The organism is Planctobacterium sp. R6, assembly GCF_055755215.1.
Map to the genome: position 1 here is coordinate 77,212 of NZ_JBVTQY010000004.1, position 13,042 is coordinate 90,253.

General features: G+C 45.8%; 12 protein-coding genes. 9 read left to right on the top strand and 3 right to left on the bottom strand.

The genetic code is table 11. The features are described from left to right. Nucleotides 1–2: 2 nt before the first annotated feature. Together pgl and zwf are read right to left on the bottom strand one after the other, a co-directional pair. A complete protein-coding gene (gene pgl, locus AC0J20_RS04225; RefSeq protein WP_229530524.1) occupies nucleotides 3–683 on the bottom strand; it encodes a 6-phosphogluconolactonase in 681 nt (226 codons plus the stop codon). A 22-nt stretch (nucleotides 684–705) separates the two neighbouring features. Next, on the bottom strand, nucleotides 706–2,196 hold the full coding sequence (gene zwf / locus AC0J20_RS04230; RefSeq protein WP_229530523.1) for a glucose-6-phosphate dehydrogenase: 1,491 nt from the start codon (nucleotides 2,194–2,196) through the stop codon (nucleotides 706–708). A 256-nt stretch (nucleotides 2,197–2,452) separates the two neighbouring features. Between zwf and AC0J20_RS04235 the strand changes: the two genes are divergently transcribed. The 7 genes from AC0J20_RS04235 to AC0J20_RS04265 all read left to right on the top strand — a co-directional run bounded on the left by AC0J20_RS04235 (nucleotide 2,453) and on the right by AC0J20_RS04265 (nucleotide 10,467). Beyond that, nucleotides 2,453–3,298 (top strand): MurR/RpiR family transcriptional regulator, encoded by an 846-nt coding sequence (locus AC0J20_RS04235; protein ID WP_229530522.1) that lies wholly within the window; start codon nucleotides 2,453–2,455, stop codon nucleotides 3,296–3,298. Between the two features lie 190 nt (nucleotides 3,299–3,488). Next, nucleotides 3,489–4,925, top strand: a complete 1,437-nt coding sequence (pyk, locus tag AC0J20_RS04240; protein WP_473020739.1) for a pyruvate kinase — start codon at nucleotides 3,489–3,491, stop codon at nucleotides 4,923–4,925. A 126-nt stretch (nucleotides 4,926–5,051) separates the two neighbouring features. Continuing rightward, nucleotides 5,052–6,170, top strand: coding sequence for a paraquat-inducible protein A (locus AC0J20_RS04245; RefSeq protein WP_473020740.1), 1,119 nt, complete (start codon nucleotides 5,052–5,054; stop codon nucleotides 6,168–6,170). Then, nucleotides 6,167–7,828 carry an intermembrane transport protein PqiB gene (pqiB, locus tag AC0J20_RS04250; RefSeq protein WP_473020741.1) on the top strand — a complete coding sequence of 554 codons (1,662 nt, stop codon included), beginning with the start codon at nucleotides 6,167–6,169 and terminating at the stop codon, nucleotides 7,826–7,828. The genes AC0J20_RS04245 and pqiB overlap by 4 nt, the downstream gene beginning before the upstream one ends. Before the next feature lie 7 nt (nucleotides 7,829–7,835). Then, nucleotides 7,836–8,444, top strand: a complete 609-nt coding sequence (locus tag AC0J20_RS04255; protein ID WP_473020742.1) for a PqiC family protein — start codon at nucleotides 7,836–7,838, stop codon at nucleotides 8,442–8,444. 54 nt (nucleotides 8,445–8,498) lie between these two features. Then, nucleotides 8,499–9,623, top strand: a complete 1,125-nt coding sequence (locus AC0J20_RS04260) for a GGDEF domain-containing protein (protein ID WP_229530517.1) — start codon at nucleotides 8,499–8,501, stop codon at nucleotides 9,621–9,623. Between the two features lie 130 nt (nucleotides 9,624–9,753). Next, complete coding sequence (locus tag AC0J20_RS04265) at nucleotides 9,754–10,467, top strand: SapC family protein (RefSeq protein WP_229530516.1); 714 nt, start codon at nucleotides 9,754–9,756, stop codon at nucleotides 10,465–10,467. A gap of 262 nt (nucleotides 10,468–10,729) precedes the next feature. Here the strand turns inward: AC0J20_RS04265 and AC0J20_RS04270 are convergent, their stop codons facing one another. Next, nucleotides 10,730–11,440 (bottom strand): 1-acyl-sn-glycerol-3-phosphate acyltransferase, encoded by a 711-nt coding sequence (locus tag AC0J20_RS04270; RefSeq protein ID WP_229530515.1) that lies wholly within the window; start codon nucleotides 11,438–11,440, stop codon nucleotides 10,730–10,732. A 194-nt stretch (nucleotides 11,441–11,634) separates the two neighbouring features. Here AC0J20_RS04270 and AC0J20_RS04275 point away from each other — a divergent pair, with 194 nt between their 5' ends. Both AC0J20_RS04275 and AC0J20_RS04280 read left to right on the top strand, forming a co-directional pair. Next, nucleotides 11,635–12,078, top strand: a complete 444-nt coding sequence (locus AC0J20_RS04275; RefSeq protein WP_473020743.1) for a hypothetical protein — start codon at nucleotides 11,635–11,637, stop codon at nucleotides 12,076–12,078. A gap of 320 nt (nucleotides 12,079–12,398) precedes the next feature. Further along, the gene (locus AC0J20_RS04280) at nucleotides 12,399–13,007 is read left to right on the top strand and encodes a glycine zipper 2TM domain-containing protein (RefSeq protein WP_473020744.1); all 609 of its coding nucleotides are present in this window, start codon (nucleotides 12,399–12,401) and stop codon (nucleotides 13,005–13,007) included. The last annotated feature ends 35 nt before the right edge of the window (nucleotides 13,008–13,042 follow it).

A 13,042-nucleotide genomic window follows, 5' to 3' on the forward strand; every position in this document is an offset into this window, starting at 1 on the left:
TCCTATGGAGCCCATACTAATTCGATGTCGGAATTTTGAATTACCGCTCGAATGGGCATTTCTAGTGCATTATCACCAGCCAGAGCCTGCTCAATTACAGCTTTTTTGCTCTCGCCAGTCAGGTGTAAAAAGATATTTTCACTCTGCAATAGAGCGCTGAGTGAAAAAGACATGCGTTGATGTGGTGCTGTAGTGGGTTGCACCGCCAGCAATTTCGCTTCGGTTTTAAGCCCTTCCTGAATTTGCTCAGAACAAGGGAATAATGACGCAGTATGACCATCCTCCCCCATTCCCAGGATAAGAACGTCTACCGGCCAACTCATTGCTGCATAGCGCGATTCCAGTTCAACAACGGCGTCGGCAGCATCTTCATGGGCAGTTTTCATACTGATAAAGGTGGCTGATGCAGCCTTGTCCTGCAATAGATTGGCTCTGACCAGTTTTTCGTTGCTGGCATCATCCTCCGCAGCAACCCAACGCTCATCCGCCAGACTGATCACTACTTTAGACCAGTCAATGTCCGATTGTGACAACGCTTTGAACAAAGGTAATGGCGTGCGGCCACCGGAAACCAGTATGCTCGCTTGCCCCTTACGCTGAATCGCATCATCTAAAATTGCGGTGATTTTACCGGCAAAATGGGCCGTTAATTCTTCAGCGTTTCTGTAAAGTGTTTGTTTCATATACCCCTCGTCACCAACCGATCTACTTCTTGGTTATCTTGCTCTCGTACCAGGCGCGGTCCTCACGCGCCAACAACGCGATAGACGCCACCGGTCCCCATGTTCCGGCCTGGTAAGGCTCTGGTTTTTCGTTGCTCTTATTCCAGGCTTCCAGAATGCTGTCTACCCATTTCCAGGCTTCTTCCACTTCGTCCCGGCGCACAAACAGTGACTGGTCACCCAGTAAGACTTCCAGCAACAGCTTTTCGTAAGCGTCAGGAATGCGCTTGGTATCAAACGCTTCAGAGAAGCTCAGGTTGAGTTTAGACTTTTGCAGATTCATCGAGCCTGAACTGGTTAAGCCAGGCACTTTGTTCATTACGGTGATTTCAACCCCTTCATCGGGTTGCAGACGAATTGTCAGCTTGTTTGGCGGCAGTTGATTAAAACTGTCTTTAAACAAGTTGTGAGGCTGAGGCTTAAAGTAGATCACAATTTCACTGACTTTGCGCGGCATGCGTTTACCGGTACGCAGATAAAAAGGAACGCCTGCCCAGCGCCAGTTGTCCAGTTCGACTTTTAAGGCCACAAAGGACTCTGTTTCGCTTTCGGTGTTAGCGCCCTCTTCTTCCAGATAACCAGGGACTTCTTCGCCACGGACAAAGCCGCTGGTGTACTGGCCGCGCACTGTGTTTTCGCGAATATTAGAGGCATTAATCGGACGCAAAGACTTTAAGACTTTTAGCTTTTCATCCCGTACGCTGTTGGCGTCAAGACTGGCGGGCGGCTCCATTGCGATCAACGTCAGAATCTGCAGAAGATGGTTTTGTACCATGTCCCGCATTTGTCCTGCATCGTCGAAATAGCCCCAGCGTCCTTCAATACCCACCGATTCAGCCACCGTGATCTGTACGTGATCAACACAATTGTGATCCCAGTTGGTTGCAAAAATCGAATTGGCAAAACGCAGTGCCATCAGGTTCAGTACAGTTTCTTTGCCCAGGTAATGGTCGATGCGATAGATCTGACTTTCTTTAAAGAACTCAGCCACCTGATTGTTGATCACCTTGGAGGTTTCCAGGTCATGACCAATGGGTTTTTCCAGCACCACTCTGACACTGGGATCAATAAGACCTGCGGCATTCATGCCTTTACAGATATCACCGTAAATTGAAGGCGGCGTAGCCAGGTAACAGACCATAGTGCGGGAAGCATCGATACAGCCCTGCAACAGGGAATAGCTTTCGTAGTCCTGCATGTCGATTTGTACATACTCTAATTTTGCACTAAATCTTTTCCAGGTATCATTGCAAAGGGTATTACCGGTAAATTTTTCAATATTGGCTTTTACCAGTTCAACATATTCGTCTTGGGAAACTTCGTAGCGAGCCACACCGATGATCTTGGTGTGCTCGTGAATCAAATTGGCCTTTTCAAGCTCATATAAGGAAGGCAGTAATTTTCGACGAGCCAAATCACCTTTGGTTCCAAACAATACAAAATCACAAGGCTCAATTACTTTATTAGGCGCCATAGAATTAACCTTTTGTAGTAAAATCAGTTAGGTACAGATACGTGCTGTAATTTTACTATATTTTAACACGTTTACCCCAGCCACATGGCGACAGTAAACTATATTTGTAGTAAATTTACAACTAAATGCATATAATTTTGACGAAGCGTTCATTTAATGTCAGCCTTAGTTTGTAATTATGTGACATTTTCATGTCAAAGAATTACAGCCGAAAAACGCAGTAAACAACAAGTATAATTAATTATTTCGAGAGCGCATGAATATTCTAGAAAAGATTGCTCAACAAAAAGGGGCTTTCAGCAAGTCTGAACGCAAGGTAGCTGAAATCATCCTGGCTAATCCACAAACCGCGATCCACTCCAGTATTGCTACGCTGGCCAAGATGTCAGACGTGAGCGAACCCACGGTGAACCGCTTTTGTCGCAGGTTAGATACCAAGGGCTATCCGGACTTTAAGCTGCACCTGGCACAAAGCCTGGCGAACGGCACGCCGTATGTCAACCGGCATGTGGAAGAACATGACACTCCCGAAGAATATTCCAAAAAGATTTTCGAATCTACGATGGCAGCGTTGGAAGTTGCCCGCCAGTCTGTCGATATACAGGCAATCAATCGCGTTGTTGATCTGTTGACCCAGGCCAAGAAAATCTCGTTTTTTGGTTTGGGCGCCTCTGCGTCTGTTGCCCACGATGCACTTAACAAATTCTTCCGTTTTAATGTCCCGGTTATTTATTTTGAAGATATTTTAATGCAACGCATGAGCTGCATGAACTGCAGTGAAGGTGATGTGGTTGTTCTTATCTCTCACACTGGTCGCACCAAAAGCCTGGTTGAACTGGCGCAGTTGGCCAAAGCCAATGACGCCACGGTTGTGGGCGTTACCGCAGTCAATAGCCCACTGGCCAATGAGTGCAGCCTGGTGTTGTCTCTGGAAGTCCCGGAAGATACTGATATGTACATGCCAATGGCATCGCGTATTGCGCAGTTAACGCTTATTGATATTCTGGCCACGGGCTTTACCCTGCGTCGCGGCTCAAAATTCAGAGAAAATCTGAAACGGGTCAAAGACTCATTGCGCGACTCGCGTTATGACAAGCGATAGCTGAATAAGTCAGCATTTCGCGTGACAACTCATCCGATGACTTGCGGAAAAATCTCAATTTATTTCAGATGAGTTTCACAAACCCTTCATTTTAGACTAGTATTTTGTAATAAAATTACAAAACTGGATACTCAGGTGCTTTTTTTAGGCGCCTGACCCTCTTCATATCCACCTAAGCGAGCAGAAAAAGATGTTAAGACGAACCAAAATTGTGGCTACTCTCGGTCCCGCCACCGATACTGACGAACGTATTGAAGCGGTTATTGCCGCGGGCGCAAATGTTGTCCGGATGAACTTCTCTCACGGCACAGCGGAAGATCACATCAAGCGCGCTCAGAAAGTCAGAAATGCCGCGAAACGCTTAGGAAAATACGTGGCAATCCTGGGAGATCTGCAAGGTCCCAAAATTCGCGTGGCAAAATTCAAAGACGGGCCGATTCAATTAGCCGTTGGTGATGCCTTTACACTGGATGCTGAATTAGATCGGGAAACCGGTACACAAACAGAAGTTGGTATTGATTACAAAGAGTTACCTAACGATGTTGGTCCCGGTGATATTTTGCTACTGGATGACGGCAGAATTCAGCTAAAAGTCACCGCTGTTGAAGGCGCTAAAGTACGCACTGAAGTAACGGTTGGCGGCAAACTATCCAACAATAAAGGGATTAATCGCCAGGGCGGAGGATTATCGGCTGACGCGTTAACCGAAAAAGATAAGGAAGACATCAAAACCGCCGCGAAGATGAATGTTGATTATCTGGCCGTGTCTTTTCCGCGTTCAGGTGCCGATTTGAATTACGCCAGAGAACTGGCAGTGGCAGCAGGCTGTCACGCTAAAATTTGCTCCAAGGTTGAGCGCGCCGAGGCCGTTGCAACCGACGAGGCAATGGATGACATAATTGCGGCCAGTGACGCAGTTATGGTGGCACGCGGCGATTTAGGGGTTGAAATTGGCGATGCCGAATTAGTCGGTGTACAGAAAAAGCTGATCTCCCGTTCGCGTCAGCTAAACAAAGTGGTGATCACCGCGACGCAAATGATGGAGTCAATGATCACCAGCCCTATGCCAACACGGGCAGAAGTCATGGATGTTGCGAATGCGGTATTGGACGGCACAGATGCGGTAATGCTGTCTGCAGAAACAGCAGCGGGCGATTATCCAATTGAAACCGTTCAGGCCATGGCTCGCGTCTGTGAAGGTGCAGAAACCCATCCCAGCGTTAAAATCTCCAAGCATCGTGTTACTGAAGAGTTTACCACCATCAGCGAAACCACGGCGTTGTCCGCAGTGTATGCTGCCAATCACCTGAAGAGTATTAAAGCCATCGTGGCACTGACAGAAAGTGGTAATACTGCCAAATTGATGTCACGTATTACCAGCTATCTGCCAATTTACGGGTTATCACGTCACGAGCACTCACTCAATGAAATGGCGTTATTCCGGGGTGTCAAGCCTGTGTATTTTGATTCCAGTCACAGTGCACCGGGTGAATTGAAGAATGATGTAATTGCCTGCCTGCTGGAGAAAGGTCTGGTGGAGTCAGGTGATCAATTCATCATGACCTATGGCGATGCGATGGAAACGGTCGGAGCCACCAATGGCTGCAAGATTGTAACTGTCCCCTAACCGTGTAATATCAGTGTGAAAAAGCCGACCCTGTGTCGGCTTTTTTGTTGCAGGTCAGATATTTGCAGTTTGCAGGCACGGGAGATTTAATGCACACTCAGGATAAAGCTTCAATCATCCGGCGCAATGGACAACCAAGCTCACACTATTCATTGTCACGAATGTGCAGCCAATGTTCGCATTGAAATGCTGCCGCCAAAGCACAGGGTTATCTGTCCTCAGTGCCGCTATTTGTTGACCGCTAAACGTACTAATGCGGTGCAGAAAGTCGCTCTGTTCTCCCTGACCTCAATGCTGTTTCTGTTGCTTAGCCTCCCTTTTGAATTCATTTCATTTTCCGCGGCCGGGAAAACACAATCCATTTCTATTCCGTCCGGTTTAGCTGTGTTGGTCAGCAATCAATATTTGATTTTGGCCATCATTGAGTCATTTTTTATTTTGTTTATTCCGGCCATTGTGCTGGGCACGGTGTTTTATTTGTCGATGTCTGTGCTGCTCAATAAACGACAACCCTATCATCGCCGCCTGACTCACATGGTGTTTCAGCTACTCCCCTGGAGCATGGCAGAAATATTCTTGATCAGCGTATTGGTCAGTCTGGTAAAAATAATATCATTGGCGGATGTCTCTTTTGGTCCTTCCTTTTTCACGTTTTGTGCTTTTGTGGGCTTCAGCACCCTTACGGTGGTTCATCTCGATGAACATGAGTTTCGCGCTATCACTCAGGCTTTGATAAAACCCCGCCACAAAAGCCGTCAGAAAAGCATCAATCAAACCTGGGGCCTGCTCATAGTTGCCTGCCTGTTGTACATTCCGGCCAACCTGTGGCCGATAATGAAAACACAATTTTTAGGACAATCAGAATTATCTACGATCCTGGGAGGCGTTTATTTGTTGTGGGAGTCAGGCTCTTACCCGGTTGCAATTATCATTTTCACCGCCAGTGTAGTCGTGCCGGTGGCCAAGTTACTTATATTATGCTGGCTAAATGCGACGGTGCAGCACGGCATCATCACAAAACCTGAGCAGAAGATGAGTTGGTACAGACTGACAGAGTTAATTGGCAAATGGTCTATGGTGGACGTTTTTGTGGTGGCAATTCTGGTTAGCCTGGTCCAGTTAGGAGGTACCATGTCCATTTATCCCGGTCCTGCGGCTCTCGCCTTTTCAGGTGTTGTCATAGTGACTATGTTCGCAGCACACAGTTTTGACTCTAAGTTACTATGGAAAACAGACTCACGATGACAGACAACAACAAACAAGAAGTCATTCACGAAGCCCACGCTGAAGAGCTGCACAATATTTCCAAATTATGGTTATTGCCTATTGTCGCAATATTTATCGGGGCCTGGCTGGTTTATTATCAGATCAGCAACCGCGGACAAGAGATCACCATTTACTTTAGCTCCGCTGAAGGGCTTGAGCCTGGTAAAACCAGAATAAAAACCCGGCATGTCGATATTGGTACCGTAACAGCCATCCAGTTGCGAAAAAACAGCCCCGGCGTAGTGGTTACCGCCCGAATCAATCAGGATGAAACGCACCTGTTAAGGGAAGATACCAATCTTTGGATAGTTACGCCGCGAATAACATTGTCCGGCGTATCCGGATTGAGCACCATATTATCGGGGCCATTTATAGAGCTAACGCCAGGTATGTCGGGCAAAGAGCAATTTACCTTTGAAGGCCTTGAAGATCCTCCGGTGACACCAGCAGGCACGCCCGGGCTTCATGTAACCCTAAACAGTGATGATGAATTTGCCTATAAAGAAGGCGATCCCATTATCTACAAAGGTCTGCAGGTGGGGCAGATAGAAGATATTTATTTCAATCTGGAGGAGCGTGTTGTCTATTACAATGCCTTTATAGAGGCCCCCTACAATCAACTCATCACTTCCAACACCCGATTTTGGGATACCAGTGGGGTCAGATTAGAGCTGGGCGCCGAAGGGCTGATGATTCACACAGGTACAGTAGAAACCTTACTAACCAACGGCGTCACCTTTGGTATCCCTGAAGGCTTGTCTCAGGGTGACACCATCCAGCAACGGGCTTATTTTGACATTCATGCCAGTCAGACAGATGCCAATGCCCGCCGCTACAAACACAAAGCGCGATTTGCATTAATGATAGAAGATTCTGTAAGAGGGCTGAAAGTCGGTGCGCCAGTTGAATACCGGGGGCTCCCCATCGGTGAGGTGGAGCAAATCAACGTTGTCACCGAACAAAAACCAGGACTGCTGGAAGAAGGTTACAAAATCCCTATCATTATTGCCATATTTCCGGGAATGGCGTCCTTCGAAGATTCCCCCGAAGGCGTGCAATGGGTTAACGAACAAATCACCCTATGGATTCAAAAAGGACTCCGGGCCACCCTGGAGACAGGGAATATCATTACCGGTGGGCAATACGTAGATTTGCAAAACTATGAAAACCTCGAAACAATCGAAATCACTGAATCATCCGGTTTGCCGGTTATTCCAACCATCTCGAATGAATTTGCCCAGCTTACTCAAAAAATTTCTTCAATTCTGAACAAGGTCAACGAATTGCCTTTTGAAAGTCTGGCACAAAATCTCAATCAAACCCTGCAGCAACTTCATACTACAGCTAAGACGTTTGAACAATCGGGACAAGAGATAAATCAGCTACTACAACAAACTCAGGAACAAGCGCTGATTTCCCAATTAAACGATGCTCTGCACGCCCTGGAGGTGCTGGCAAATACCTATTCGGGTCACTCTCAAACCAATGCCGGAATTAATGAACTCCTGCTGGAATTCCAGGCACTGATGTTGGAATTAAAGCCGGTATTACAGCGTCTTAACGAAACCCCCAGCAGCCTGGTATTTCCCATAGAAACCGGCCAACCCGACACCTTACCCAGAGCTAAGAGGAATTAACCCAGCCATGAAACAACTCTTCATAGTAATTCTGTTAATCATGATCAATGCCTGTGCAACTCAGCCAGGCAATTTTAACTACTATCAGCTGGGTCCGGACAATGCGCACAACCTCCCGGCCAAGACCAGCGATTTAAGCAGCAAACACTCTGTACTATTAACTGTAAAAGTACCGGATTATCTGAAGCAAAATAAAATGGTGGTACAAACAGGACAACATCAGCTGCATTTTGCCCAATTACACCTCTGGGCCCAGATACCATTGAAGAGTATAAAGGCTGCGTTGGTGAATGAAATTAGCCCTCATGATGCCCCCTGGTATATGGTGGAACACTATAAAAATGCGCCGGCTCAACCCCATTATCAGTTGGACATTAACATTCAACAGTTTTACCCCACAGACTCCGGCAAAGCCGTATTACAGGGAACCTGGTTGTTTTTTGTGGATGGTAAAGCACACACCAAACAACACTTTAATTACACTGAAACGCTGGCAACCGATGGATTTTCCCATGCAGTCAGCCAGCAATATCAATTATTGCAACAATTAAGTGCTGATCTGAACTTATACTTTGGTCAAAAAATACAGTCAGCGCCAAGACACCCAAACCAATAATTACTATACTGCAACAATGTGAATAAATTTCCGCTCCGGTAAGCATTGATTAAAATGATCAAACAACTTCTATCTCGATACCTGCACACAGGTATGCAAGATAGGTACGACTTCGAATCAAACCGCAAGATTTTCACTGTTAATCTGTTCGGATTAGTAGGGTTAAGTATCACCGCAATAATGTCGGTGTCGGCGTTTCTTAACCAGCAATGGCTGTTAGCTGTTGTGTTGCTGCTCGCCAGCAGTGTTTATTTGTTAGCGCACCTTTATCAAAAGTTCACCGGCAACTTTCGGCTGGCATCAAACGTCATTTTATACAGTTTGTTTGCGTTGATGATTTACCTCGTTTATTCAGGTGGAAAAGACAATACCGGGCCACTGTGGATATTTATGGTTTCACCGGTTGCGCTGTTTTTTGGTGGATTAAAAAAGGGGTTATTTTCCATTTCTCTGTTCGTCGTAATTATCAGTGTCATTATGTTTTTCCCCAATGAGCAATTACTGGCGACGTCATATAGTATTGAATTTAAAACACGACTACTTTATTCGTTTCTCACCATTACCTTTTTGTCGGCGTTTTACGAACATTCCCGGCAACAGTCCTTTGATTTTATGCAGGAAATGAGCAACAAATATGAGCAGATGGCAAAACTGGACCCATTGACGCAACTGTCAAACCGACGGGATGCTATGGATAAACTCCACTATGAATTACGACGGGTGGAACGCAACAGTACCCCACTTGCGATTATTTTGTGTGATGTCGACCACTTTAAACTGGTGAATGATAATTACGGGCACGATGCCGGTGACAAGACCCTGGTGTTATTGTCTAAATTGTTTCAGGAAACGTTGCGCAAACAGGATATCGTGGCACGGTGGGGGGGCGAAGAATTTCTGTTTGTATTGCCCCAAACCACCAGCTTGCAGGCGCAAATCGTGGCCAACAAGATTCGGGACAAAATAAAATCAACCGCTATCGAACATGAAGGCGCGATTTTTGAAATTACGGTCAGCATGGGGATCAGCGAAATTACCCACAATAAAAGCGATATCGAAAACGCAATCGCCAAAGCTGATGAAAATCTCTACAAAGCCAAATCAAACGGCAGAGATCAGTTTCAGCCAGCCGCGCCAGATTCAACCAACGCCCCAATATCACTGGACGCCTCAGCCTGATCCCGGACGGTGATTTTATCGCCACAAATCGCGTAAAATCTGTGTTTTTATCGCTTAATAGGTTGCCTAATACACTGAACCGTTTAGTATGTGCTCCTGATTTTTTAAAGTTCAATGAGTTGGAGTGGCAATGGCCAAGATAGAACAACTAAACAATAAACTACATCAAAACCTGCGCGTTAAACCTAATACAGATGTCAGTGACCTGAAAGAGCAAAACCTGTTACCTTTGGTCATTGCTGAATTTGCTAGTGCCGCAGTTGAATTTCCAATTTGCTTCGTACAAAACCCAAACAATCAACGTTACCAGGTCGTTGCGCTGATGGGCATCGAACGCGGCGAAAACCTGTTTGTTAAAGAAGACAAGTGGGACGCGTCCTATATGCCTGCCAGATACACTCACGCCCCCTTCGGTCTGTTGAGAAATCCTGATGATGATACACAATATGGCATTGCTATTGATGTTGAGCACACCCAGGTTTCTGAGACAGAAGGTCAGGCATTATTCACTGAAGATGGTGAAGAGACTGAGTTTCTGAAAAAGCAAAAAGAAGCAATGGCTAAGTATTTAGAGCAGGAACACATCACCACTTTATTTGCTAAAGAGCTGGCTGAAAAAGAGATGCTGGTAACCCGTAATATCTCCGTTAACATTGGTGAAAAGCGCATGTCTGTTGACGGTGTTGCTATGGTAGATGAAGAAAAACTCAACAACATGTCCGATGAAGACTTCCTTGAGTTGCGTAAAAAAGGCATGTTGCCTTCGATTTATATGCATCTTAACTCTATGCGCCAGGTGAACAACCTGATGAAAAGAAAAGCAGCGGTTTTAAACAACGCTTAATTTTCACTGCGAAAGAAGATTCTAAAGCACTTCACCTTTGAAGTGCTTTTTTGTTTTTTGGGTTACCAGAAAATAAACCTTCCCCAACTTGAAAACACTCCCCCTGGTGACACGACAATACAGTCGTTACAAGGTCCTGGCCGACAGTAAAGTTGATAGCTCTTTCTCACTATATCTTGCTGTAAACAGGTAAGTTTCGGACAGTTAACCCAAAACCAATCCGGTTCTTCGGTTAACATTACAGGCAATCATTCACCTAAGCTCAGTTGCCGGGTACGCACTCTGTCAGCCGACGATTCATGTCCTCAATAACACGCACCTTGAATGCCTTTTGTCGTTCAATAAAATTATCTGCGGAGTTTAACAACTGCTGTTTGTAATCTCTGATATTAACCAACTCCATGTTGGCTTTTAACGTTTTAAACAGATTGGGCCATTTGTCGCCCGGGGCCTGAATGTGATGCAAACCACCGGAGTAAACAAACAGAATTTTCCCCTCATCCAGACATTCTAAAATATCGGCCACCCCACCCCGGACACTCATGGGTTTACCAAACTTATCCAGACCATTGCGCCGCTTCATCCTGCCCTCGGGCAGGATTGCTGTGACTTTTTGGTCATTGACCTGACTCAAAAAATACAGCCATGAATGATCATTTTTTCGGGTAATTGGCACACATCCGGGCATCAGTGCTTTTAAAATTCGTCCGGTCATTGGTCGTTGCAGGGTAATATCCGCTCCGGGCACTACCAACTTATGCGACAAAGTCCACAACCACGACCAGGGGGCAAAACGTATGAAAAGCGGTTCAAACAAACTGGTGTGATTTAAAAACACCAGTAGTTTCACCTGCTGCATCGCCTCCTCTTTTTCGGCACTTAACCAAACCGGCCTGCCCCGGTAAAAAACACTGGCAAATACCTTTATAAAGGCCAGACACATAAAACTGAAAAACCGAAAAACCCTTTGCATACCAATCTGTTTAAAAATTTCTATGTAAACAACATAGTGTTTAAGACCCACTTTCTCCAGAAATTATCCCTCAAAGCATATAACAAATAACACGAAATAACCGCCTGGATATTTCTCGTTAATATAAATATTCGCTTCAGAGTTTTCCCTAATGGCCGATAGAAAAGCACTATGAAAGACTTCAGAGCAGTAAAATGACCATAGTAACGGCTTCCACTAACAAAACACTGAAATGGGTTTTCACCATATTGACAGTTGCCGCCAGTTTGACGCTGTCAGGCTGTATGCAAAGTAATGCCGCAACACAAATCAGCTTTGATTCTGAAGGAACCGTAACCGAGCCCATGCTCAGAAGCGTCAATGCCGCTTTTCGAACCACAATATTGGGTGGTAACTGGTATTATCAGGGTGCACAGGCGGTTAACGGAACAATCAACGCCTACATCCAAATCCCGGATAAACTCAATATGAGTCGCAGTGATCAAGAAAAATACCTGCAGATGTCACTCTGCCCTTCGTCCAGCAAACACGCTATGTGGCAGCAAATTAAGGATATTCCGCTGTCAGTACACGTTTATACCTACAACAAGAAACACACCGTTTACGCCCATTGTGAAAACCCCATGAGCAAAGCCTGAACCGGGCTCCGACACACAATACCGAATTATCTCAAGTCTCTGTAGACGCAGTTATCTGCGCCTGCGAGTTTTTTGCGTGGTGCCTGATGGTTTAATAAAAGTTCAGCAGTTATTCAGCAACACTGACCTACAGTATAAACATACCCAGAGTACTTAAAGATGCTCGAATTCGGCGCAATATAACGCGTTCAGGCAAACAACAGTGAGCTGACCATGCTGGTAGTCGAGTATTGTTTTATGCGTTTTTGGCAAAAGGCGCAGCGATCACTCAGACATAAAATCTTGCGGTAATTTGGGTCCATATACTGAGGAGAGTCACTATGAAACGCATATTGCCAGCTTTAACATCACTGCTGTTAATCATCAGTACAACAGCGTTCGCAGGCCACCACAGCCGTTATTATGATTATGGGCGAGTGATTAAGGTTACGCCCGTTTATCACGGTGGTGATGGATACCATTCACATTCTCACTATCAATGCCGTAAGAAATACCGAAGAACCCAACACCACTACCAGGGTCATCGCTCTGATGCTTCCACTATCACCGGCGCGGTACTGGGTGGTGTGGTAGGCAACACATTGGGTAAAAACAGTAAAAACAGAGGTATTGCTACGGTTGCCGGTGCCCTGGTTGGTGGCGTCATTGGGCACGAAGTGGGTCGGGATAGCGATCCGCATGTTCGCCATTACAATGACGGGTATTCAGACGACTATTACTACGTCAACAGCCATGATTCTCATGTCAGGGAGTACGACGAGCGTTGTTACGACAATGTGCATCATTCTCGCTACAGTAAAAAACTGAAAGGGTATGAGGTAACCTACCGCTATAAGGGGGAGCGTTTTACCACCTTTACCCGACAACATCCTGGCAATCGGATTCGACTGGAGGTGAACTTATCTCCGACCATGTACAAAAGAAAATAAGCAGTTACACTAGAGGTTGCCAAACAGGTGAATCA

Bases quoted from the DNA above. Each gene is read 5' to 3' on its own strand.
- pqiB (WP_473020741.1), top strand. From the start codon at position 6,167: ATGACAGACAACAACAAACAAGAAGTCATTCACGAAGCCCACGCTGAA.
- AC0J20_RS04265 (WP_229530516.1), top strand. From the start codon at position 9,754: ATGGCCAAGATAGAACAACTAAACAATAAACTACATCAAAACCTGCGC.
- pgl (WP_229530524.1), bottom strand. From the start codon at position 683: ATGAAACAAACACTTTACAGAAACGCTGAAGAATTAACGGCCCATTTT.
- zwf (WP_229530523.1), bottom strand. From the start codon at position 2,196: ATGGCGCCTAATAAAGTAATTGAGCCTTGTGATTTTGTATTGTTTGGA.
- AC0J20_RS04270 (WP_229530515.1), bottom strand. From the start codon at position 11,440: ATGCAAAGGGTTTTTCGGTTTTTCAGTTTTATGTGTCTGGCCTTTATA.
- AC0J20_RS04280 (WP_473020744.1), top strand. From the start codon at position 12,399: ATGAAACGCATATTGCCAGCTTTAACATCACTGCTGTTAATCATCAGT.
- AC0J20_RS04235 (WP_229530522.1), top strand. From the start codon at position 2,453: ATGAATATTCTAGAAAAGATTGCTCAACAAAAAGGGGCTTTCAGCAAG.
- AC0J20_RS04275 (WP_473020743.1), top strand. From the start codon at position 11,635: ATGACCATAGTAACGGCTTCCACTAACAAAACACTGAAATGGGTTTTC.
- AC0J20_RS04260 (WP_229530517.1), top strand. From the start codon at position 8,499: ATGATCAAACAACTTCTATCTCGATACCTGCACACAGGTATGCAAGAT.
- pyk (WP_473020739.1), top strand. From the start codon at position 3,489: ATGTTAAGACGAACCAAAATTGTGGCTACTCTCGGTCCCGCCACCGAT.
- AC0J20_RS04245 (WP_473020740.1), top strand. From the start codon at position 5,052: ATGGACAACCAAGCTCACACTATTCATTGTCACGAATGTGCAGCCAAT.
- AC0J20_RS04255 (WP_473020742.1), top strand. From the start codon at position 7,836: ATGAAACAACTCTTCATAGTAATTCTGTTAATCATGATCAATGCCTGT.